Consider the following 22,983-nt stretch of genomic DNA (forward strand, 5'->3'; position numbering starts at 1 on the left):
CGCGCCATCAGCACGCATGCGTCTCTGAATAAAACTGACTATTCGCCAATCGTCCAGCGAGTGAACGAAACTGCTTCCAGTCCTTTTTCGGCCAAAGCCTGGCTGACGGTCTTGGAATCATCAACAGCAAACGGTTGATAAACCAGCACTCCCTGTTCCACAAAGAATGTCTTCATACGACCATCAACGATCTTATCAATGATGTTATCCGGCTTGCCAGTCGCTTTTGCTTCGGCAGTCAGACGATCCCGTTCTTCCTGGATCACGGCAGGATCAAGCCCGGATTCATTAACAACGGCTGGCTTCAAGGCAGCAATATGCATCGCCACGCCTCGCAGCAAATCTGCATCGGCTGTGTCGCCTTTAGCCTGAAACAGCACGCCGGTCTTTCCATCGTGATGAACATAGCCGCCTGTAGGACCTTCTGAACGGGCAATCCGTGAAACCACGATTTTTTCCCGGATCTTATTCAGCATGTCCATGAAATCATCGTTGACGGTTTTACCGGGAGACTTCTCGGAAGGAAGTGCCATCAGCTCTTCCACCGTATTGACTTCAGGATGGGCCAGAAGTTGTGCAGCACAGGCATCTGAAAAATTGACCAGATCTTCACCGGTCGCAACAGGCGCTGATTCACAGACGACTTCCAGCATGACGGTCTGCGAGCCATCTTCACTGGGAAGTACGACAATTCGGCCTTCTGTGGTCGCGTTGTCACTCCGCTTTAACTGAATTTTTCCAGCTTCTTCACGCAGAATTTCAATTGCTTTCTCCTGGTCCCCGTCAGCCTGCTGTAATGCTTTTTTACAAGCCATCATGGGTAAGTCAGTAAGCTCACGCAACGCTTTCACGGCTGCTGCTGTAATTTCAGCCATCTCACTAATCTCCTTTTAAAGCAATTTCTTGATGAAATGCTTTGAACTGATAATCCGATTTGATTGTTATGTTTCAACGTGAGTCTGCTGATCTGAGAATCATCTCCTGTCAGCAGACACCACGGTTACTAATTATTTGTTTGAAGTATGGCTTACAGTGAAGGAACAGGCTTGTGTTCTTCTTCTCCGCTCTCGCCTTCATCTTTTTTACCGGTATCAGGCAGCTTGCCTGTTCCAGCGAGAACAGCTGATGCCAACTGATTCATAACCAGACGAATGGAGCGGATGCTGTCATCGTTTCCTGGAATCGGCAGATCCACTTCATCAGGATCAGAGTCCGTATCGATAAGACCGACCACTTTGATACCCAGGATATGTGCTTCGTGAACAGCGTTCTTTTCTTTGGTCGGATCAACGACAACCAGCGCTTCCGGCAAACGGTTCATCGTACGAATCCCGTTCAGGTTGCGGAATACTTTTCGCTTTTCACGCTGCAGCGTGGATTGCATCTTTTTGGAATAAGAATTGATTTCACCAGTCTCTTCCAATCCTTCCAGCTCTTCCAGACGCTTCAGACGATTACGAACGGTACGGAAGTTGGTCAATGCACCACCCAACCAGCGTTCGGTAACGTAAGGCATACCACAGGCAGTGGCAGCGTCTTTGATCGGGCCTTGTGCCTGTTTCTTGGTTCCGACAAACAGGATCAGACTTCCCTGTGAGGAAACACGTTCCAGATAACGTTTACCGCGAATAATTCCGCGTACAGTTTCTTTTAAGTCAATAATATGAATCTGATTGCGACGCCCATAGATATAGGGACGCATTTTGGGGTTCCAACGGCTCGTTTTATGACCGTAGTGTACACCCGCCTCTAGAATATCTTTTACGACCAGATCTGACATTTTCAAACTCCTCTTGTGAAAGGGCACATGACCTTCTATGGGCCACGTTCTTAAATAATTACAATCAATAGACTTAACTACTGAAGGCGTCTAACGCGATCAACAAAATCGCTGGGCGCACATTGAGCGAAAAACACGGCAAAGTGCGGCTGGGTGGATACTATCGGAGTTATTTGCGCCCGTCAAACCTTGCGACCGTTAATTCGTTGAATTGAATCGAATTTGAAGCACCAGAACCGATCAATTGGGCTCATCCTGATTCGAATGAATCGATATACTCAAAATGCGTCGATTCCCCTAAGAAACAGGATCCCTGTGCGAATCTGACTTTGTAACTTCATTACTCTCATTGTCATTGATCTATGTCATCTACACTTCACGAATTTTCAAAGATCATTCACGAGCTCAGAGACCATCTGCGTGCGCTCGAACAACGTGCCAATCAGCTGGATCTGGCAGAACTCAGCGGACGCGAATGGTTTGATATCTTAGAGCGAAAACTGATCCCGCAGCTTGCCGACAACCTCTACCTGGTCGTCGCCGTCGTGGGAGGGACCAACATCGGAAAAAGTGTAGTCTTCAATCATCTGGTCAATCAGCAAACCAGCGCCATCAGCCCACTGGCATCACAGACAAGACATCCCGTCTGCCTGGTTCCCCAAAATTTTGAACAAACGCACAATTTGGACCAAATCTTCCAAGGCTTCCAGTTGATCCCCTGGTCTTCACCGGAAGATCCCCTCAAACAGGACGAACAACACCTGCTGTTCTGGAAACATAGTGAAACCCTGGCTTCGAATCTACTGGTACTGGATACGCCCGACATCGACAGCGATGCGGAAGTCAACTGGGAGCGCGCCGAACGAATTCGACAATCGGCGGATGTTCTGGTAACGGTCCTCACACAGCAAAAATATAATGACGCCGCGGTAAAACAGTTTTTTCGCGAGGCAGCACGAGAAGACAAAGTCATCATCACCATTTTCAATCAGTGCCAGCTCCCCGATGATGAACAATACTGGCCCCTCTGGCTCAACACCTTCTGCCAGGAAACCGGAGTTCATCCCGAACTGGTCTTCATTGCTCCGAATGACCGTCAGGCCGCGACGAATTTACAGCTTCCGATTTACCCCCGCTCATTTGAACCGGCGGCACCTGAAACCGCATCTGAGCCACAATCGACTGCCCCTTCCGCTGACACGCCAGCTGATTTAATGCAGGTTCTGTCACAAATGCAGTTCGGCGAAATCAAAGTCCGTACCTTAAAAGGGGCCTTGCATTATCTGATCGAACAGGACACCGGCGTTCCCAGCTACCTCCAGCAAATCAAGCGACGCAGTAACGAATTCCGCTCCGCATCGGAGCTCCTCTCCGAACAGGAACTGGCGGAAATTGAAAACTGGCCCCTGGTTCCGAATTCCATCATTGTGTCGGCGGTTCGCCACTGGTGGCAGGAACAACGGGAAGGCTGGTCGGCTCAGGTTCATGGCTTTTACAACACGATCGGCAAGGGAGTGCTCTGGCCCGTTCGCTACATCAAATCTCTGACAACAGAAGAGAAACGCCCCCCGATGGAGATCTATCGGGAACAGGAATGGTCGGTCGTTTTACAAACCGTCGAAGGAATTTACGACCGTCTGACATTGGTGAGTGAACTCGGAAACGAACTTCTCACCAATCGACTGAAGTCAGTATTAAACGGCACCTCACGCGCAGAACTGATAAAGATTCTACACGAGGAGCATGCCAGCTTCGATTTCACAGCGCAACTCGAAGAACTGATCGACAGTGAAATGACCTTTTTCAAGAGCGAAAGCCCGCAGTATTACACATTCCTGAAACAGCTGGACCACATCGCCGCTGTGGCGCGGCCTGCATTAAGCGTCGGCCTGTTTTTCGTCGGCTTTGGTGCCGTTGGTGATGTCGGAACGCAGATCGTGACTGATACGATGATTCAATCCGTCGTGAATGTCAGCGGCGATGTCGCAGGAGGTGCCGTCACCACTACCGTGGGAGAAACAGCTGTCAGCAACACAGCCGCGAGCGGCGCGGGTTATCTCGAAGCCAAATTTCGCAGGTTCCACGCCGTCTTTGCACAAAAACGAACAGAATGGCTGGCCACAGCGATTCGAGAACACTTATTGAAAACACTGCCGGAAGAACTAAAATCAGCGGTAAGTCTGCCGGACTCAGAAATGTATCAGTCCGTTCAAAATTCAGTCTCAAAGCTGGAAACGCAACTCAGCCAACTACGGATTTCACTCTAAAACAGATCATACTTAATTAACAGAATCAAGAATTTCGGAATCTATCAATCAGTCTTAGCCAGGACCGCAAGTACTTAAGACAGGAAATCATTCCCGCATGCCTACATCGGAATTAGCCCAAATTGAAATGCTGGCAACGGTCGATCGTTTAATCCAGCAACTCAAACAGTGGAGTGAGCAGACAACCCACTGGAAAACCGCCCAGCAATGCCAGGCAGTGATCCAGCAGCTACTCCCCCGTCTGGACATGCTGCGCGTGCGACTGGAGTCACCGCTGGTGATTGCCACGTTCGGCGGGACCGGCACCGGAAAGAGCAGTCTGGTCAATGCGTTGATTGGCTCCTACTGCACCACGTCAGGCAGACAACGACCAACCACAATGGAACCTGTGCTGATCGCTCATCCCGAAACGGACCTCGATCGGCTGGGACTGGACCTGAGCCAGTTTCATGTGGAGCAGAAAAATCTCGATCAGCTTCGCAATATCATTCTGATCGACTGCCCCGACCCCGATACGTCTGAAGTGACCGAGGCTGAAAGCAACCTCACCCGACTGCAACACATTGTCCCCTTGTGTGATATTCTGCTCTATACGTCGACACAACAGAAATACCGATCGGCGCGCGTTTCCGAAGAACTGAAAGAAGCGGCCGTCGGCAGGCGACTGATTTTCGTACAGACACACGCCGGCCTTGATGAAGACATTCGCGAAGACTGGAGAGAGCTGCTTTCAAAACAGTTTGAAGTCCCGGAAATCTATTTCGTCGATTCGGTCAAAGCGCTGGAAGACCAGTTAGCAGATCGGCCTTTGGAAGAAGAATTCGCCAGTTTAAAAAACATTCTGAGCACACAGCTAGGAAAGTCAGAACGCCTGCAGGTCCGTCGCGCCAACCTGCTGGAACTGATCCAGAATGCCATCGATCACTGTTCGCAAAAAATGGATGCCGCCCTGCCCGCCGTACGCGAACTGGAAACGTTCCTGAAACAGCAGCATCTCACATTGACCGCACAGATGTCGCAGGAACTCCGAACAGAACTACTCGTCAGCCGTAATCTCTGGGAGCGTCGGCTCATCTCCTGCGTCTCTGATTCCTGGGGCTTCAGCCCCTTCTCTGCAATGCTCCGACTCTACAATGGCTTGGGAAATTTCATCGCCTCGGCCAGCCTGTTCCGGGCAAGAAACTCGGCCCAGGTCGCATTGATTGGAGCACTCCAGGGTGCCCGCTGGATTGGAGAACGAAATAAAGAACAGGCCGCCGAAGATCGACTGAAACGGATTGGTTCGTTCGGCCTGGATGATAATAAGCTCAGAGAATCGCAATTACTCATTGATGGCTATGTCCAGTCCGCAGGCATTGTATCCCAGCAGGATCACCTCGCCGGCTCCCTGGAAAATATTCAGACAGAAGCAGCACACGTGGAAGAACAATTCCTGAATGATGCAGGTACTAAAATTGACACCATCATCAACAGACTGGCCCATAAAAACTCGGGCTGGTTCACCCGCGCTGTTTATGAAACGCTTTTTCTCTCCTTTGTGGTATATGCATTGGCACGGATCGGAAAAAACTTCTTCCTGGATTCCTTTCAGAACGAATCACATATCCTACCCATTGATTTTTATGTGACCGCCGGCGTCATTTTTCTGATCTGGTCAGGCTTCCTGGTGATGATGTTTACCCGGAAACTGAAACGAGGACTCACACAGGAAATCAACCAACTGTCAAATGATCTTGCACAGGCAAAATTAGCACATGGACTGTTTCCACATCTGGAACAGGAATGCCAGCAGGTTTCCTCAATGCAGCATTCACTGGAGCGCATGGGCGGCGAAGTGCACCAGTTGCGCAACGAAATCGCCTCATCCAAAATACTCGGCGCCTGGAAAGTAACAGAGCCGACAACAAGTGCCGGCTCGTAATTTTTCTATATAACTTCGCGATGAACTTATTTGCGATTGTAGAACATCTCTGCGATGCTGTAAGCATTGAGAGCCCCCGAGCGGCTCACTTCCTTACCATCGACGGTCAAAACCAACGTTGGTAAAGATTGAATATTGTATTTGTCTGACAGCCCCTGATGCTGATCGACATCGATCACGCGGATATGACTCGATTTCTTCGTACTAATTTCCCAGTTCTTTGCTTTCAATGCCGGAAATTCATTATTCTTTAACTGCACACAGGCAGGGCACCAACTGGCGGTAAACAACAGAATTTGATGACGGGAGACATCCTGTTCGGCCTTGAACAACTTCACAACGTTCTCAGGTAGTTCCGGGACTTCCACAGTTTTCATCGGTGCCAGCGAAAGCGACAGCACCAGAGTAGCTGGTATGAGTGTATTCATTGTGTTCCATTACAATTGTGAAAAAGACATTTGGAAATGTTATTTACAATTCTGCACTACGATAGCGTCTCTCACCAACCGGTACAACCGTCAAAGTTGACTCAAATTGACAAGATTTCAATTCCTCGTTATAGAGTCTTCTGAATATCTCAACCAGGGTTCTCACTGAGTCCCCTGCCACACATTACCCCTTAAGCCGTTTAAATAATCGTACTTACGACATTCACTCTGATGACGCCCTTTTCTCGGGAAATGCCTTTGAGTGAGTGAACCGCCAGATGATTCTATTGGCGCGCCGATCCCCTTAACTGAAAAAGACTGATTCATGACCTGGTTAAAAATGATACTTCTGTCAATCATTCAGGGAATCAGCGAGTTTCTCCCCATCAGCTCATCAGGCCACCTGGTGATCACCGAAAGCCTGCTGGATATTCAAGCCGACCAGACAGACGTCAACATTGTGCTGCACGCGGGCACACTGCTCTCTATCCTGATCTTTTACCACAGAACAATCTTTCGGTTATTAAACCAGGACCGTCGCGTTATTCCGCTACTGATTGTGGGAACGCTACCCGTTGTGGTGATCGGACTCACTGCGAAAAAATTTGCCGAACATATGCTGGAAAGCCCTTTGCTGGCGGGCTGCATGCTGCCTGTCACAGGATTATTTCTATTGATGATTCCGCGAATTCCCCAGAAAAATCAAAGCTACACCGAAATCACCTTTAAACAGTCGCTGCTGATTGGCTTTGCCCAGGCCATCGCGATCCTGCCCGGCATCTCCCGTAGTGGCAGCACGATTGTCGCAGGTCTGCTCACCGGAATGTCTAGACAGTCCGCGGCCACCTTCTCTTTTCTGCTGGCCATCCCTGCTATCTCAGGCGCGACGATTCTCGAACTGGGAGAAATCCTGTCTAACCAGCATCTGAGCACGCCCCTGAGCCTGTTGGCTGCAGGAGCGATTGTCTCAGCATTGGTCGGGCTACTTGCCTTGTGGTTGCTGGTGCGCTGGCTCGAGAAAGGCAAATTGCATTACTTCGCGTACTGGTGCATTCCACTGGGAATCATCATTGTGATTATGCAGCTACTCGGGTGAACGCAAATTTTACCGACGGTTCGCGCGGCGTACATAACAACGTAACGACCGTGCGGGCAGTACAGCAACACGAGGATACAACGTGTTCCCATCTCGCTTCGGAAAGATATCCAGCGGCGAACGGGCCGAAGTATCGACGGTCAAATTCCATTCCTTAGGCTTGATCCCGAACGGCAATTCAAACGCCTGCGCATCAGGGGATGAATTGACGATAATCATCAAATCGGAACCATCACGGACCCGGCGTGAGGAGTGCTTGGCGCCAAGAATACACAACATGCAGTGATGATCATGAGCCCAGTCGACAGGGTGGCCCATCACATTGAACCAGCTGACGTCAGGAAGCTTCTCCACGCCATCTGATTGACCGGTCAGGAAATTCCGTTGTCGTAATGTCGGCTCACAGAGTCGGAAGTGAATCAATTCCTTAGAGAACCGATACAGACCACTGTTCTTCTCAACCAGTGACCAGTCAAACCAGGAGATCGAATTATCCTGGCAGTACGTGTTATTGTTTCCGCGCTGTGTACGCCGGCATTCGTCGCCGGAAAGCAGCATCGGAACACCCTGACTCAAAAACAGCGTGGCCAGAAAATTCTTAATCTGGCGTTCGCGCATCGCGACTATCGCAGGATCATCCGTTGGACCTTCGACCCCGAAATTCATACTGATGTTGTTGTTTTCGCCATCCTGATTGTCTTCACGGTTGGCATAGTTATGCTTGTATTCATAGCTCACGAGATCGTTCATCGTGAAACCATCGTGCGCGGTAATGAAGTTGACGCCATGAAACGGTTCGCGTCCTGTTTCTTGATAGAGGTCACTCGATCCCGAAAGGCGCGTTGCATAATCTCCCAATGTAGGAGTATCGCCGCGCCAGAACTTACGGATATCATCGCGATAACGACCGTTCCACTCAGCCCAGCGAATGTGCGAAAAAGAACCGACCTGATACGCACCGGCGGCATCCCAGGCTTCTGCGATCAGCTTGGTATCTGCCAACAGTGGATCTTCTGCGATGGCTTCCACCAAAGGCGGATTCGGTACAAGTCTCCCGCTCCGATCCCGACTTAAAATCGACGCCAGGTCAAAACGAAAACCGTCAATATGATAATTACAGGTCCAGTAACGCAGACAATGGAAGATCATTTCCCGCACAACGGGATGGTTTCCGTTAATCGCATTACCACAACCTGAATAGTTCTTATAGTATTTTCCACCCTGCTCTAAATGGTAATAAACCTGATTTTCCAGGCCTCGGAAAGAAAGCGTAGGGCCATTCTCATTCCCTTCTGCCGTATGATTGAATACGACATCCAGAATGACTTCGATGCCAGCTTCATGCAACGCCCGCACCATCTGCTTGAACTCGCGCACCTGAGCACCAGGCTCAGTACCTTTCGCATAGCCACGATGTGGGGCAAAGAAGGCCAGCGTTTCATAGCCCCAGTAATTCTGATGATCCGTAAACGTGCCATCGGCTTCATTCATGGGGAATTCATGAATCGGCATTAACTCAACCGCAGTCACACCCAGGTCAATCAGATAGGGAATTTTTTCAATCACCCCCAGATAGGTTCCAGGATTTTCGACACCACTGGTGGGGGAATTTGTGAAACCGCGCACGTGCATTTCATACACAACGGTATCTGCCAGATGATGCCGGACATGACGATCGCCTTGCCAGTCGAACTGGTCATCGACGACAACACACTTCGGCGGACGAACGATGCCATCAGGTGAAGGCTGGAAGTTTCCTGCCAATGCCTTGGCATAGGGGTCGATCAATCGGGCGCGCTTATCGAAACGATGCCCTACCTCTGGCTGGAACGGACCATCGGCTTGAAAATGATAGAGTTGGCCGGGACCGATTCCCGAAACAAAGGCCGTCCAGATATCACCCAGGCGTCCATACTCTTGATTGAACTTAATGATCTCAGACGGTTCTGAATCATCGACGTGATCATACAACAACAACCACATGGTTGTGGCAGAACGGCTGTAAACCGAAAAAAGCACCCCGTTGTCCTGCGGAACCGCTCCGTAGGAAAATGTGTGCATCGAGTGAATCGGGGAGCTGAGTGAGTGTACCAATTCGCGACCCATTAAAAACCTGTTCCTGACAATTACCGTATTGACTCCATGGTGTGAAAATTAAGTCCTCTTTTCCTGAGCGCCAAAAAAAGAATTCAGAACTTTCGTTTCAATACAGTAATTTTATCTCTAATATTTCAACAGACAATCCTGTAAAACTCAGGACCCGTCTGATATTGATGACTGACGTTATACCTGTTTCTATTCTTCGACGTCCCCTTCCGCGAATGATTATCCTTTTTTGTGTTGCAGGATACTTCGTGAAGATCAGTTGAAGCATTAAGAAATTATTGTGATAACAATCGTTTTGTATTTTATTCAACCAACTCAGAGTTTACTCACAAATTAGCTGATACCTGTAACTAGTCTAGCAAGTAAAATAACTTTACCCAGATCAATTTCACAGAAATGACAACTGAGCTACCGGAACTGTCCAGTAGCTCAGTATTTGCACAAACGCATTCTCAATCCTGTTTTAAAGAACCTGGATTCGTAAAACTCCCTCTTTCGTCTTAGCGGAAGAAAGGATCATTGCGGATTGAATTGGTTCGCGAAGGTACAGAAGGCCGGTAAACAGGCTGGCTTACCGGACGGTAGGTAGAGTAGGGCTGAACACTCCCCTGATTGACTCCCCGATATCCCGTGTAAGTCTGGAAAGGCAGTGTCTGGTAACGAGTTGTCCCACAATTTCCGCCTGGGCAATTTCCATAGGAATAGCCGGTTCCACAATTACCAGTCGTACAGGCCCCAGCCGCACAATTACCGGTGGTACAAGAACCGGTTGGACAGTTCCCATTCGCACAGGAGTTGCCATAACCACTGGTTGTGTAGCAACGACCGTTAACACAAGTCGTTCCGCTGGGACTACGATAATTTGACTGGCCATAATACGGAGCATAGGCCTGCTGACGTCCGCGATAGCTGGTATTACCTGTCAATGCCCGAAACGGCGAAGTCAGTACATCCACAACACCACCGGGACGTGGCTGAAAAAACGCAGTCTTTACTTCAGGTGCAGCAGTCATCGTACTGTAATCAGAGGCATCAGCCTGATCAGACACCATCACCATTGCAGCCAGACAAATTGCCAATGTCGTACATAAACGTTTCATTTAAATATCTCCTGATTCTGAACACATAAATTTGTTATCATTTAAACCACCAAGTGGTAATTCCATCTAATGCATTCAGTGTGCCAATCAGTAAAATCACAAACAGACTTTAAACCATATCCCAATACAATATATAGACATACAATTTATCACTCCAGAAACAAAAATCATTTACGCAACACACCACACCAAATAATTGTAACTATTACGACACCACATCTACAAAATCACCTCTCGCAAACAGACAGTTATTAATCCAGGTAATCTGCAACGCTAAAAAACCGGTCTACACCTTGAAAACAGGCACTTATAACTTTTCATCCATGCAGAAAATGTCATCATATTGATTCTCAGCCAAATTCGGCCTGCAAAGTTGATCCGATTATTCTGAATAGGCGCTTTTGCCGATATCAAATATAAATCTCATCCCCATCCTGGCATCGAGAGCGCCGGTATCTCGATCTGTTTTTTACAACACCATTGATTTGATCTCGAAAACTATGAATCGATATATCAAACAAGTCGATCAGTTTGCCACCGCCCCCATGTTTTTTGGTGCGGTCTTCTTTCTCGCTTTTTTTGCAGGGTACCTGCATTTGAATAACCTGGAATCTCCGGGCATTGCTTTGGACATCTGCAGGTGGTGCCTGTTTCTGCTGTATCCACTCTTTATTCTGGAAGCGATCGTCCATCTGGCTCTAGGCAGTCCTCGCTGGAGATTCAATCTTCTCTACTGCCTGATTCCACCACTCCGAATCTGTGCGCGTGACCAAATGACCGGACGCGCCATCTGGTTTCCGATTCTTGCCTGGCAGGAAGTGACCGACGCATTCCGAGAGAAAATCCAGAAATCGTTTTCGGCTCCGATGCTGGTCATGGCATTACTCGTACTCCCGCTGTTTGCGGTAGAGCACTATTGGCAAAAACAAATTGAAGCCAATCCAACACTGGCCGACCTGACTGCTCTCGCTACAGGCTTAATCTGGTTTGCCTTCACGCTGGAGTTCATGGTCATGATCTCCATTGAAGAAAAACGGCTGGAATACTGTCGCAAACACTGGATTGACCTGGCCGTCATCTGCTTGCCCATGATCGCCTTTATGAGAGCCCTGCGCCTGGCCCAGCTCTCAAAAACAGCCAGAGTCTTCCGCCTCAAAAGCCTGGTGATGAAACTCTATCGGGCACTGCTGGTGCTTGAAGTCATCAACCGCATCCTGCAACGTAATCCGGAAAAGCGAATTGCGCGTCTGGAAATCGTACTGGCTGAAAAAGAATCGGAAATCGAGGGAATCAAAGCAGAAATCGCTTTTCTCTCTGAGAAGGCGGCCCTGAAAGCTCTGCCTGCTGATGACAACGTAACATCACAACCAGCCAACAGAAAAGCCGCCTGAAACGACCTTATTCGTCGTCTCGGTCCAATCGATTTCTGCGATCTGCCCAATCACCGGGAAGTTTTTTGAGAAACACGTCCAGAAACTTGATAATCTCAAGCTCTATTCCCAGTCTTCTTCCCAGCATATCAGTACCACGCAGTTTTCCTGGAAACTCTTTCGAAAACATGCGTTGTTCCGAATTAGGAACGGAACTCAACTGCGTAAACAGTTTCTTGCTCGTGCCCCGATCAAGCGAATCTCCCTGAGCACTGCAAACAAAAAAGCTAATCCCAAACAAGGGAGACTTCAATTGCACAGTCGGACGCGTGGAAGAAAGTCCGGGCACACTGGATTCCGGCGAAATCAAAACCATTGCCCGAATGGTCTGCCCTTTCGGCGTTTTGGCAGCTAGCACCGGGGCATCATCGTAAGGCAGCTTACTCCAGTCAATCAAAGCGTAATTTAAAGCAACCGGCACACTGATGTCAGAGGCGACAATCGCCGTCTTTTGCATATTTAAATGCTTTGCCTGGTGCTCTTTGAACAGAAACTTCCAGATGGTTTCCATATCCACAACCATCGCTTTGTAGTCCAAAGACGACAGTCGATTCTTTGATCGTGATTTTTGATTTTTGCTTCCGCCTGCAGTCGCAGCCGCTGCCTGACTCTTTCCATGCTTCCGCAGATCAACAGAAACTACCGCAAAGCCGTTTTGCTGTAGCGTTGGTGCAAACTTTTGATCCCAGACCCGTTTACTGCCCGCTTTTCCATGCAGCAACACGACCACAGGAGAATCAGCGGCGTTACTCGATTCATAATACGTAATCGAAATCGGCCAGCCCCCCAGCGACGATAAGGTAATCTCCTGGGGCTTTGGGGGACCTTTTGTATCTTTACTCTGTGCAAATAAAACACTTGTCGCCAAGAGCGTCATAGACATAAATGTGAACACAGAGCGCGCGAGCTGACGTTGTTTCATACAGAGTAATAGATACTTCACAGAACCCCCTCGACGTTAGAATCAATGCTTTGTGGCTGAGAAACGGCAGTTTGAACCAGCCTCAACTTTGTAATCTTTCTACTGATTGATACCTTTATTCTATGAAGAACACATGACGAGGTCAAATAGATGTCTGCTCTTTTAGCTTTTTAACAGCACTGGTTTACAAAAACGCCCCAAACATTTTTTACCCACCCCAGTTTCAATCCCCTCCCTATCTGTATACTGTATTAATCTATGTAACGAATATTCACGTTATCACCTGATTGGCAGCCAGCGCATGCAGAATGATCCTTCGGAAGAAACACCATCCAAATCGTTTCTGGGACTACAACGCGACGATCAGTTCTTCCTGGGTCTACTGTTCATTGCCATCCTCATCCTATCCGTCGTTTACCTGGCCCGGCTTTCCCGCTGGGGGACTGAGCCGATTGAAATCAAACGGCAGAAACAACTCCCCTATCAGTACCAGATCGATATCAACCAGGCCTCCTGGGTGGAATTTGCACAACTGAATCAGATTGGTCCGACCCTGGGAAAGAAAATCGTCGCACACCGTGATACGCACGGCCCCTTTCGTTCGATTGACGATTTACTAAAGGTCAAAGGAATCGGCCCCCAAAAACTCGAGGAAAATCGAATTCACCTCAGACTGTCAACACCGGCCCCTGAATAACAAGCCAGCACTCTGTTCACCCCGCCCGTCCGATTGACCTCTTTGCTTTTCATAAAAAATGCCTTCCGATTCCCAATTCTTTTCTGCTCCCCTTCTGATCTTAGTTGATTCCTTGCTCATTTCCGGTTTGAATAGGCATTCCCAAAGATATTTCTAATCTGGCAATTCTGGCTGACCGAGCCCGAACAAGCGTTTCAACTAAAGGGTTTACTTCTTATGGCAGGTTTTGACCACGGCCCCAACGAGCCTGGTGAGCAGGAAAATCTCGAGACGATTTCTCGAAATACCCGCTTGGGGCTTAAATTATTCATTGTCTATCTGGCTCTGTACGGCGGATTCGTTTTTCTGAATACCTTCTCTCCCGCCCAGATGGAACTGGTTGTCTTCGCTGGTCTGAACCTGGCGATTGTTTACGGCTTCACTCTGATCATCGCCGCTTTCGCACTCGCCATGATCTATGGCTGGCTCTGCCGCAACGATGTCTCTTCCTCTACTTCGGAAAGTAAGGAGGCATCAGAATGATTTATGAACCTTCCCTCATGGCGGTGCTCATCTTTGGCGCCATCGTTGCCGTCACCCTCGGCCTCAGCTTCTGGCTGGGCGCAAAAGCAAAATCTGCCAAAGGCTACTTCGCTGCCGGCGGTGGGATTCACTGGTTTGTCAACGGCGTTGCTTTTGCCGGCGATTATCTGTCCGCTGCTTCGTTCCTCGGCATCTGCGGCATGATTGCCTTCTATGGATACGACGGTTTTTTGTACTCCATCGGTTATCTGGCCGGCTGGATTGTCGCCCTATTTGTGATTGCCGAACCACTCAAACGCATGGGACGCTTCACCTTCGCCGATGCACTCGACAGCAAATTTCAATCGCGGGGCATCAAACTCGCCGCCGCCATCAGCACACTCGTCGTCAGTATTTTTTATCTGATTCCGCAAATGGTCGGCGCCGGTGCGTTAATCACACCCCTGCTGGGCTTCCCACATTATGTCGGCGTGCTCATGGTGGGGACCATCGTGATTCTGATTGTGGTCACCGCCGGTATGGTCAGTACAACTTATGTGCAATTCCTCAAAGGCTCGCTGCTGGTTATCTTCAGTACCGTCCTGACCGTCCTGATTCTGCAACGCGGATTGACCACGGATCCCGAAAACAACGGCAAACCAACACACCATTTTGAGATCCTGGGCCCCACTGCCGCCGATGATATTGAACACTGGAGATCAGAGCTCGATCTCAACGAGCAGGACTCGCTCATTCCGTTGAATCAGGGTCCCTGGGAAGACAAAGGCATCCTGCAACTGACCCGAGCTGACAAAGTCTCCTACTGGAAACTCACCGAAGATGCAGACAATCAATTCTTCCTCTCCGAAACTCAGTATCGACAAACAAACGAGAACGGCTCGATTGTGATCAACGGGCTCCCCCAGGGAACCGGCGAAGGAGAAACCGATTTCTATCCCGTCGGTCGCATCAGCAAACTGCCCGGCGATAAAACGGAAACCGGTGCGCTCGGACCAGCCGAATTCCTGAGTACGATCCGGGAAAGTGAGATCATTCTCTGGGGCTCAGAAACGATCAAGGAAGACGACGGCTCTGTCATCACCGTCTATTACCCCAAACCCACATCAGGGAAAAAAGTCCTCAGCCCTGGAAATCACCCGAAATTCGCGGGCATCCGCGGGACTGACCTGAAAGGCAAACTAAACTTCCTCTCCTTGATGCTGGCACTATTTTGTGGAACGGCGTCCCTGCCTCATATCCTGATCCGCTACTACACGGTGAAAGATCAGGCCAGTGCCCGTAAAAGTACCATCGTCGGCATCGGCAGTATTGGTTACTTCTATATCCTGACCCTGTTTATGGGTCTGGGGGCGATGACCAGTGGCTCACTCGATGTGACCAACAGTAATATGGCAGCCCCCCTGCTCGCCAAGAGCATCGGCGACTGGTTATTCGCGATCATCTCTGCCATCGCCTTTACCACCGTGCTCGGAACCGTCAGCGGCCTGATTATCGCGTCCAGCGGCGCCGTCGTGCACGACCTGATGTCGAGCTTCATGAAAATCGAGATGAACGATTTCGCCAAAGTACGCATCGCAAAAATTGCGTCTGTGGTTGTCGGCGTTATCGCGATTATTCTCGGGATTCTGTTTGAGAAATTTAACGTGAACTATCTCGTCGGCTGGGCCTTCAGTGTCGCTGCCTCGGCGAACCTGCCCGCGCTCGTGATGCTCTTGTTCTGGCCTAAGACAACGAAGCAGGGAATCACAGCCGCCATCTTTGCCGGCATGATTTCTTCCCTCGGCTGGATTCTGCTCAGTGCCGACTCTTACAAAGGTATTTACGGACTCGATCCGGAAACCGCCATTGTTCCCTTCAGCCAACCTGGTCTGGTTACGATCCCACTCGGATTTATCATCCTGATCATCGTTTCATTAATGACACAACCCAAATCACAGGATACTTAACGTTGACAGAGCCACAACCAGAACAAGAATGGTTAACCGCGACCGCCACTGAAGAGGACATGACCGTTCTGTTTCGACTCCTGCCGGAAATTCCGCAGGACATTACCCCAGCCGATTTTCCTGCGCGAATCGAGATCATCTGGAACTATCAGTCTCCCAACGAAACCGGCATGCCCGGACCGGAAGATCTGGAACTCATGAACCAGTTCGAACAGAAACTGGTTGACGCCTGGCAAGAGACAGCACTGGGCTTCATGACCATGCTAATTACGGGAAACCAGATGTGTGAATGGCAATGGTATCTCAAAGACGCCGACCAGGCTTTGGTGGCGCTGAATGAAGCAGCCACGGAACTGCCTCCGCTGCCGATCGATATTCACACCGAAACCGATCCTGACTGGTACGCCTATTCTAATTTCATGCGTCAGGTCACAGAGTAAGCCTTATTCTGAATCAGCGTCCTTTGTTTAAGAAGGGGGCTGTTCAAAGGAAATCGAAGACGTTCCCGGCCGAGCGATTTCGCCCGCGTTCTTTCCGAAGCGGTCCAGAATTTCGTTCACCGTAGAACGTATCGTGATGCATAAACCGTCCAGGTCCAAATCGTCTTCATCCAGACCAAACGGCTCTTCTACAGAATGCGCAATCACTTCAATCCCGATCATGAAGTAAGCCAGAATAATTGTGATCGGGATCGTCCAGAAATCAAAATCCTCTACAAGTCCCCAAGGCAGCGTACACAAATACAATCCGATACAGTGCCGCACGAACAATCGATACGAAGGCGAAAGCCGGGTACGACGAATGCGTTCACAACCGCCACAGATCTCCATCAATTCACGGGTCTCGGAATCCAGAATCCGGAGTTCGTCGCCGTCAATTAAGCCGGAGCGTTTCCAGCCAATCACGCGGCGGTAGATCAAATCAGAAATATACGCTGGTATATGCCGTGGGGGCGGATCGATCTGCTCGATTTCCGGAAACATGTCAAAATCGTCGTCTTCACGCAGGTGATCGCGCAGCGCTTCGGGAAAGGCAACAATCAGATCTCCCAATTCGCGAAGTTCATCGGAACCAAAGTTCGAAAACTCACGAAATTTGATGGCCATGTTACGGCTGATATTGACCAGTTTCCCCCACAACTTGCGCGCCTCCCACCAACGAGAATACGAGCTGTTCGTTCGGAAGACTAATAATAAACCCAGCACCAAACCAAGAGTGGTGTGGATGTCAGATGATACGTCACCCATATTCTTGACATCATCAATCACGTCGGGGGCGACTCCAAAGGTAGCAAGAAAGTCGATATGATCTTTCAGGACTGGTATGAGACTATAAACGCCAAATAATCCCGCGTAGAGAGAAATACGCCCCAGTGTCCCCAGTTTTTTCTCAATGAACGACAGGTTCAGTTCTGCATCAGCAGCCATAAATCAAAGTTTCCTATATCAATCAGACAAACGTCGCCAATCAAGTCGCGCTACCAGATAATACAGGAACTCTAATTTTTTCGGCCCAATAACACAACAGACGTATCATCGTGTCTGCCAGATCCGTCTGTAAAAGCATTCGAATCGCGGAATAAATTGGACAACGCCGTCTCCAAATCATTTGACCGCGACTCCTGTAAAGAGTTCATAATGCCGGGGATTCCGAACTCGCCGAACGTCTCTTTTTCGCCGGGAAATGCTTCTGCCAGTCCATCAGTAAAAATCAGCAATCGGCTGTCGGCAGGCACAATGGAGGTATGAATGTCGTATTCGACATCAGGCACGATGCCCAGCGGGAGACCGCCGTCATCATTCGTTCCCAGTTCATACACTTTGTTGGTTTCCAGCTCGTGCACAATCGGAATCGGCGCTCCGGCTGACGTCCATTGAAATTCATTCGTCCTGGCATTCAAGATCCCGTACAGCAGCGTTATGAAGCCACCATCATCATTCACAATTGCCTGGTTACACAAACGATTATTCACATCTGACACAAACGCCGCGGTATCCAGATACTTATTCGAACGGATCATGCCCACCAGGGTATGCATCGTCATAATCGACATGCAGGCTTTCATCCCATGCCCCGATGCGTCTCCCACCAGCAACACCAGATTCTCATCGTCGAGCATGAACACATCATAATAGTCGCCCCCCGCAAGCGTCACAGGCTGACCGCCAAACACGCGAATCTGCGAAGACTCATAACGGGCCGTCACATCAAACCGATCGGGAGATTCCAGATCGCTGGGAATAATCGATTCCTGTAATTTCCGCACCGATTCGATTTCTTCACGCAGACGCTCTGCTACAAATCGCTCACGTTCGGCTTTGACGGAATCGACCACACTCTGCAGCGTGGTTTCCAGTAGGAACATAAAGTCGCCGCCTTCATCGCGGATGATATAAGCCCGCATGCCCGCGGTTAAAAAGCGAGCGACATGAAAGGTCCCCTGAGTCGGACAGGCCCCCACGATCGGCGTATCAAGATGCTTCTGGCGGATCTGTTCAAAATGATCAAACGCCGTCTGCGGATCAGGACTCATGATCGACATCAGAATGATGTCCCACGCGTTTTTCTCTAATGCCTGCTCCAGAAATTCTTCCGTCGTAGAACAGATGACTAAGTCATTCTCACTCACTCCCAGATAGAGAGAAATGAGATCACACTCTTCGGGATTATCCCACCCGATCAGAATCCGCATAGTTGGCCCCACAAATTCGAATTCATTGAATATTAACCCGCCCATCATATTAAATTTACATGCGAATATCGACAGAAATCCCTCAGAATGATGCAGACAGATAGAGATACCCGTTCAGCGAACACAGAACTGAACAGTTTTTACTCCACTGAAGAAATCCGACTTGACGATCACGCGCGCATCGGCATGATCATGCGGAGATAACGTCGGGCGCGCGAGTGAGCACCACTGGTTCAGTTGTCGTTTTCAAAGCTCTGAAAAAATCAGCACCATAAAAGCCGCTTGTTTCAGCAAGATTTCCCAAACCACTACTTGCACGCACCTCAGTTATCAAACGATATCGCAACGCTTCGCTCCGCATTCTCTGATCTTCATATAGGCATCCCTGACAGTCACAGGTCGTTCGCAAGCAAAATAAGCGTCTCCCCCTTGACGCCCCCACGCCACTGACAATGATGTTTTTCACAAACATGATTTGAGATCCCATAAACCGGGTAAGCTCGGATGCATATCCGGACCGAGCGCAGCGAGCAGGAAGCCAACAGATCAAACAACGGTTACAGATCACGAATCCATCCTCAAAAGTAGGGGCGTGCCCGATGTGACCGCCCGCCTGACGAGCCAATCAATGGCACAAGGTTGTGTGGCACTGTTGGCTTGCCAACAGTGATCAGTTCACCAACCAAAAAAGACATTCAGAAAACCCAGCATGCCTGTACCTCTGAGCGACTCGGCACTAGCCTTCGGTACGAACCTCCGCCGACACACAAACCACCGGCACCCCAATCCTACCAGATACCACCGGCAGCAACGCAGCTGAACCTGCCGTACTGAACGTGAATAAAACTCCCCTGATCCAGCCACCTTTCGACCAAATCATTTTGTAACGACACTCCACTCTCTGCTAGAATGGCAAAACAATCAGCACCGCCCCATTCTGCGAAAGCGACCTCCTCTGAAAAGAAATCACCAATGACATGTTGACTGTATTTAGCAATGATCAACTGCTTCATGAAGGCAAGAGCGAATTTCATCGCGGTCAATTGCTCCCCTGCTTCGAATCACCAAAACGCGCTGAACTGATTCTAGCCGAACTGCAGGCAAATAAATCGGGGGACATCATCGCCCCCGATCGCTTTGGATTAGAACCAGTCTTGCGGATTCACGATGCGGCTTATGTGGAGTTTCTGCAAACCGCATTCGACAGGTGGCATACCATTCATCCCGATTGCGATGCCCTCCCCCACACCTGGAACATGCGCGGGGCCCGTGACATCTTACCCAACAACATCTACGGTCAACTCGGCTACTATTCCTGCGACGCGAGCACACCGATCATGGCACATACCTGGCAGGCCGCAAAAGCGTCAGCAGACGCCGCGATCATGGCGCAACGTCTCGTTATGCAGGGACACCGTTCCGCATTTGCCTTAACGCGGCCCCCAGGTCACCATGCGACCTCAAACGTGTACGGCGGTTATTGCTATCTCAACAATGCCGCCATCGCAGCGCAAGCTTTTCTGGACGGAGACGCCAAGCAAGTCGCCATTCTGGACATCGACTATCATCACGGCAATGGAACCCAGATTATCTTCGAAGACAGAAACGACGTGCTCGTGGTTTCAATTCACGCCAACCCTGCCGAAGCCTATCCCTACTTCCTGGGATATGCAGACGAAACAGGCACCGGTGCAGGCAAAGGCTATAACCTGAATCTGCCACTCCCAGACGGTACTGACTGGAACTCGTATCAAGGTGCACTGGAAACAGCCCTGGCTGCAATCTCGCGGTTTACTCCTGACTATCTTGTCGTCTCACTCGGAGTCGACACCTACGCCGGCGATCCCATTTCAAGTTTCAAACTCAGCTCGAACGACTTTTCCAAATTGGGCCACCATCTCGGCAAAGCAGATTTCCCAACCTTGATCCTGATGGAAGGCGGCTACGCAGTCGACAACATCGGCTGCAACGTAGTCAAAGTACTGACAGGCTTCGAAGACGCAATCTGATTGCTTCTGATAATCTGCACTCCACTTTTCAAAAGGGCCGAGCAAAGCGAGCAGGAGGTTTATAGGTCGACTCAAGAATCCAGAACAAGATTCCATACTAGAAGAATAACAATACGCTGTTAAATGGGTCCCTCAAATGTGGCATTGTTGGCTTGCCAATAGCGCTAAGTGAGCGTTCTCCAACCAGTGTCAGGAATCAAAAACAGGCCAAATTTCCCACGAATGAAAAGACCACTAGATGTTCTGTGAATTTGTCTTTACGAATTGCTGATTCGGTATTGGAACCAAAGGACTGACACTTAACATTTTTAGGAAACACATAAAAACATGTGTCCACATCTTGATCATCCCCCCATATACGCTATGTTATATATTTCACCTACAATCGGGAGCCAGGTTGTTGAATTTCTATAAAAGAAGCAGCTTCCATGTTTTGTTCCTAAATTCTAAAGCTCAGTCACACATACGAACAAAGACTAGCTTGCTACTATTAAATGATGAGTCAAGCGGATGCAGCATTTTATAAACATCCTGCACCTTACGGATCTACATATTGGTGGTGAGCGAACTGATATTGCACGCGCACAATTCAACAATGCAGTTGATGCACTTTATCATTGCTTGGAATCTATCAAGAATGAACCGCGAGGTGAAGCAGCAAACGACGACTGGCGACCTCAGATGATCGCTATATCAGGCGACATTGCGTATTCTGGTTCCATGGAAGAATTTCGAGATGCGGGTAAGTTAATCAGCCGAATTTGTCAACTATTCAATCTTGACTCTAAAAGCGTAGTTCTCTGTCCAGGAAACCATGACCGAAATACGCGGAGAGTTAGCGGAATAACATATCCCGGTTCTTCTCACGAGGCAGATGACTGGTTAGCTCCTGAAAACTTTGTGATCGACAAGAAAAATGACGCAGCCGCACCATTATCCATTCCCTTTCAGAATTTCTACAGATTTTGTGATTCTTCAAAGTTCCTCAAACCTGAAGGGTTGAGTGGACTTGAATATTTAACAGGAGTTTGTCAACCAAGTACTCAAAAGGGCTTAGACTTCATCGTTCTGAATTCATCCTGGTTTTGTAAGCCCAAAGGCAACGATATCCGAAATTTATGGCTTGGCTTACCGTTGTTGGAAAAAATGCAAAGCAGCAGGCAGATTACACGAACAGACGTCCTCACGGATCACCGAATTCGTATTGCTCTCGTCCATCATCCCAAGGATTGGTTAAACGAAGAAGAACATGACACATACTCAAATCGACCTAACACTTTCAGATACTTGGCTGAACGATGTGATATCATTTTATCTGGACATGTTCATGGTGCCCTAGAACCTCCGACACGTTCATATGATCGGGCTCTGGTATTTTCAGGCGGCGCAAGCTATGCCGGACACCGTTTTCGGAATAATTTTTCAATTATTCAGATTGACGTGGATGACTTAACTGTTCGTCGGCGTGGCTTCGAATATGACTCTCGCGAAACAGTCTGGATTGAAAGCGAACGTGCCAGAGGCATTTACCCCCTACGCAAAAAGTCGCCGCCAAATACACTCTTCCCAAATACAAAGGCTATCCAACTATCTGGCGAGTGGGAAAGTGACTTCTGGATCGAGGGGGCAAATGATCTGCGCAAACCAAGCCATAGGCTGCAAATCGAGCAAAAAAAGCAAGGCAAGAAGATTTCTGTAACAGGAAAAGTAAAGACGGGTGATGAAGCACTCCGTTTCTCTTTTGATGGGTTTCTTAAAAATGGCTACATTACTGGGACATGGGAAGGACAAAGTCGTCCAAGCCCTCGCTATGGAGTTTTTCAGCTCAGAGTCGAAGAGAATCAACAGACTTTGAGCGGACGTTGGCTTGGTTTCAATCGAGATGGAACGATTAACGTTGGAAAGTGGAAGGCTGTGAAAATAAATCGAACCAGTAAGAAAAAATCATCCCCTTCCTGACCTATTCACTCTCCTAAAAATGTCTATTTCATAAACATACTCACTTTCAGACATAGGGGCGGCCACCACATGTCCGCCCGCCAGGTGAATCGCAATCCCAGATCACCA

18 protein-coding genes are annotated in these 22,983 nt (G+C 49.1%); 10 read left to right on the forward strand and 8 right to left on the reverse strand.

Translation table 11 applies throughout. The features are described 5' to 3' along the window. Nucleotides 1–38: 38 nt before the first annotated feature. Together tsf and rpsB are read right to left on the reverse strand one after the other, a co-directional pair. A complete protein-coding gene (gene tsf / locus Enr17x_RS17125; RefSeq protein ID WP_145310797.1) occupies nt 39–875 on the reverse strand; it encodes a translation elongation factor Ts in 837 nt (278 codons plus the stop codon). Nucleotides 876–1,027: 152 nt separating this feature from the next. Beyond that, nucleotides 1,028–1,780, reverse strand: a complete 753-nt coding sequence (gene rpsB / locus Enr17x_RS17130) for a 30S ribosomal protein S2 (RefSeq protein WP_145310799.1) — start codon at nt 1,778–1,780, stop codon at nt 1,028–1,030. Nucleotides 1,781–2,142: 362 nt separating this feature from the next. Here rpsB and Enr17x_RS17135 point away from each other — a divergent pair, with 362 nt between their 5' ends. Continuing rightward, nucleotides 2,143–4,047 (forward strand): GTPase, encoded by a 1,905-nt coding sequence (locus Enr17x_RS17135; protein ID WP_145310801.1) that lies wholly within the window; start codon nt 2,143–2,145, stop codon nt 4,045–4,047. 97 nt (nt 4,048–4,144) lie between these two features. Beyond that, nucleotides 4,145–5,968 (forward strand): GTPase, encoded by a 1,824-nt coding sequence (locus Enr17x_RS17140; RefSeq protein WP_145310803.1) that lies wholly within the window; start codon nt 4,145–4,147, stop codon nt 5,966–5,968. Between the two features lie 26 nt (nt 5,969–5,994). On the opposite strand, the gene Enr17x_RS17145 is transcribed toward Enr17x_RS17140, so the two are convergent. Then, nucleotides 5,995–6,396, reverse strand: a complete 402-nt coding sequence (locus Enr17x_RS17145; RefSeq protein ID WP_145310805.1) for a thioredoxin family protein — start codon at nt 6,394–6,396, stop codon at nt 5,995–5,997. 325 nt (nt 6,397–6,721) lie between these two features. Here Enr17x_RS17145 and Enr17x_RS17150 point away from each other — a divergent pair, with 325 nt between their 5' ends. Further along, nucleotides 6,722–7,492, forward strand: coding sequence for an undecaprenyl-diphosphate phosphatase (locus Enr17x_RS17150; protein WP_145310807.1), 771 nt, complete (start codon nt 6,722–6,724; stop codon nt 7,490–7,492). A 9-nt stretch (nt 7,493–7,501) separates the two neighbouring features. Here the strand turns inward: Enr17x_RS17150 and glgX are convergent, their stop codons facing one another. Both glgX and Enr17x_RS17160 read right to left on the reverse strand, forming a co-directional pair. After that, nucleotides 7,502–9,598: a glycogen debranching protein GlgX gene (gene glgX / locus Enr17x_RS17155; RefSeq protein WP_145310809.1), complete on the reverse strand. Its 2,097-nt coding sequence runs from the start codon at nt 9,596–9,598 to the stop codon at nt 7,502–7,504. A 500-nt stretch (nt 9,599–10,098) separates the two neighbouring features. Further along, a complete protein-coding gene (locus Enr17x_RS17160; protein WP_145310811.1) occupies nt 10,099–10,698 on the reverse strand; it encodes a hypothetical protein in 600 nt (199 codons plus the stop codon). Between the two features lie 500 nt (nt 10,699–11,198). On the opposite strand from Enr17x_RS17160, the gene Enr17x_RS17165 reads away from it, so the two are divergent. After that, complete coding sequence (locus tag Enr17x_RS17165) at nt 11,199–12,089, forward strand: hypothetical protein (protein ID WP_145310813.1); 891 nt, start codon at nt 11,199–11,201, stop codon at nt 12,087–12,089. 7 nt (nt 12,090–12,096) lie between these two features. Here the strand turns inward: Enr17x_RS17165 and Enr17x_RS17170 are convergent, their stop codons facing one another. Then, the gene (locus Enr17x_RS17170; protein ID WP_145310815.1) at nt 12,097–13,071 is read right to left on the reverse strand and encodes an alpha/beta hydrolase; all 975 of its coding nucleotides are present in this window, start codon (nt 13,069–13,071) and stop codon (nt 12,097–12,099) included. A gap of 280 nt (nt 13,072–13,351) precedes the next feature. Here Enr17x_RS17170 and Enr17x_RS17175 point away from each other — a divergent pair, with 280 nt between their 5' ends. The 4 genes from Enr17x_RS17175 (at nt 13,352) to Enr17x_RS17190 (ending at nt 16,655) form a co-directional block, all read left to right on the forward strand. Continuing rightward, entirely contained in the window at nt 13,352–13,747 is a 396-nt protein-coding gene (locus tag Enr17x_RS17175) for a ComEA family DNA-binding protein (protein ID WP_145310817.1), read from the forward strand. A 216-nt stretch (nt 13,748–13,963) separates the two neighbouring features. Then, a complete protein-coding gene (locus Enr17x_RS17180; protein WP_145310818.1) occupies nt 13,964–14,269 on the forward strand; it encodes a DUF485 domain-containing protein in 306 nt (101 codons plus the stop codon). Continuing rightward, a complete protein-coding gene (locus Enr17x_RS17185; protein WP_145310820.1) occupies nt 14,266–16,215 on the forward strand; it encodes a sodium/solute symporter in 1,950 nt (649 codons plus the stop codon). Before Enr17x_RS17180 ends, Enr17x_RS17185 begins: the two co-directional genes overlap by 4 nt. A 2-nt stretch (nt 16,216–16,217) precedes the next feature. Further along, nucleotides 16,218–16,655 carry a DUF695 domain-containing protein gene (locus tag Enr17x_RS17190; RefSeq protein WP_145310821.1) on the forward strand — a complete coding sequence of 146 codons (438 nt, stop codon included), beginning with the start codon at nt 16,218–16,220 and terminating at the stop codon, nt 16,653–16,655. Nucleotides 16,656–16,682: 27 nt separating this feature from the next. Here the strand turns inward: Enr17x_RS17190 and Enr17x_RS17195 are convergent, their stop codons facing one another. Both Enr17x_RS17195 and Enr17x_RS17200 read right to left on the reverse strand, forming a co-directional pair. Next, nucleotides 16,683–17,642: a bestrophin gene (locus Enr17x_RS17195; protein WP_145310823.1), complete on the reverse strand. Its 960-nt coding sequence runs from the start codon at nt 17,640–17,642 to the stop codon at nt 16,683–16,685. A gap of 71 nt (nt 17,643–17,713) precedes the next feature. Next, on the reverse strand, nt 17,714–18,907 hold the full coding sequence (locus Enr17x_RS17200) for a PP2C family protein-serine/threonine phosphatase (RefSeq protein WP_145310825.1): 1,194 nt from the start codon (nt 18,905–18,907) through the stop codon (nt 17,714–17,716). 977 nt (nt 18,908–19,884) lie between these two features. Between Enr17x_RS17200 and Enr17x_RS17205 the strand changes: the two genes are divergently transcribed. Both Enr17x_RS17205 and Enr17x_RS17210 read left to right on the forward strand, forming a co-directional pair. Further along, entirely contained in the window at nt 19,885–20,916 is a 1,032-nt protein-coding gene (locus Enr17x_RS17205; protein WP_145310826.1) for a histone deacetylase family protein, read from the forward strand. A 510-nt stretch (nt 20,917–21,426) separates the two neighbouring features. Further along, nucleotides 21,427–22,875 carry a metallophosphoesterase family protein gene (locus tag Enr17x_RS17210; RefSeq protein ID WP_145310828.1) on the forward strand — a complete coding sequence of 483 codons (1,449 nt, stop codon included), beginning with the start codon at nt 21,427–21,429 and terminating at the stop codon, nt 22,873–22,875. The last annotated feature ends 108 nt before the right edge of the window (nt 22,876–22,983 follow it).

Source organism: Gimesia fumaroli (assembly GCF_007754425.1).
In the GTDB taxonomy this organism is placed as follows: Bacteria; Planctomycetota; Planctomycetia; order Planctomycetales; family Planctomycetaceae; genus Gimesia; species Gimesia fumaroli.

What these genes read in the sequence shown, in the direction of transcription:
- tsf (WP_145310797.1), bottom strand. Translation starts at nt 875, where the DNA reads ATGGCTGAAATTACAGCAGCAGCCGTGAAAGCGTTGCGTGAGCTTACT.
- rpsB (WP_145310799.1), bottom strand. Translation starts at nt 1,780, where the DNA reads ATGTCAGATCTGGTCGTAAAAGATATTCTAGAGGCGGGTGTACACTAC.
- Enr17x_RS17135 (WP_145310801.1), top strand. Translation starts at nt 2,143, where the DNA reads ATGTCATCTACACTTCACGAATTTTCAAAGATCATTCACGAGCTCAGA.
- Enr17x_RS17140 (WP_145310803.1), top strand. Translation starts at nt 4,145, where the DNA reads ATGCCTACATCGGAATTAGCCCAAATTGAAATGCTGGCAACGGTCGAT.
- Enr17x_RS17145 (WP_145310805.1), bottom strand. Translation starts at nt 6,396, where the DNA reads ATGAATACACTCATACCAGCTACTCTGGTGCTGTCGCTTTCGCTGGCA.
- Enr17x_RS17150 (WP_145310807.1), top strand. Translation starts at nt 6,722, where the DNA reads ATGACCTGGTTAAAAATGATACTTCTGTCAATCATTCAGGGAATCAGC.
- glgX (WP_145310809.1), bottom strand. Translation starts at nt 9,598, where the DNA reads ATGGGTCGCGAATTGGTACACTCACTCAGCTCCCCGATTCACTCGATG.
- Enr17x_RS17160 (WP_145310811.1), bottom strand. Translation starts at nt 10,698, where the DNA reads ATGAAACGTTTATGTACGACATTGGCAATTTGTCTGGCTGCAATGGTG.
- Enr17x_RS17165 (WP_145310813.1), top strand. Translation starts at nt 11,199, where the DNA reads ATGAATCGATATATCAAACAAGTCGATCAGTTTGCCACCGCCCCCATG.
- Enr17x_RS17175 (WP_145310817.1), top strand. Translation starts at nt 13,352, where the DNA reads ATGCAGAATGATCCTTCGGAAGAAACACCATCCAAATCGTTTCTGGGA.
- Enr17x_RS17180 (WP_145310818.1), top strand. Translation starts at nt 13,964, where the DNA reads ATGGCAGGTTTTGACCACGGCCCCAACGAGCCTGGTGAGCAGGAAAAT.
- Enr17x_RS17185 (WP_145310820.1), top strand. Translation starts at nt 14,266, where the DNA reads ATGATTTATGAACCTTCCCTCATGGCGGTGCTCATCTTTGGCGCCATC.
- Enr17x_RS17195 (WP_145310823.1), bottom strand. Translation starts at nt 17,642, where the DNA reads ATGGCTGCTGATGCAGAACTGAACCTGTCGTTCATTGAGAAAAAACTG.
- Enr17x_RS17200 (WP_145310825.1), bottom strand. Translation starts at nt 18,907, where the DNA reads ATGCGGATTCTGATCGGGTGGGATAATCCCGAAGAGTGTGATCTCATT.
- Enr17x_RS17205 (WP_145310826.1), top strand. Translation starts at nt 19,885, where the DNA reads ATGTTGACTGTATTTAGCAATGATCAACTGCTTCATGAAGGCAAGAGC.
- Enr17x_RS17210 (WP_145310828.1), top strand. Translation starts at nt 21,427, where the DNA reads ATGCAGCATTTTATAAACATCCTGCACCTTACGGATCTACATATTGGT.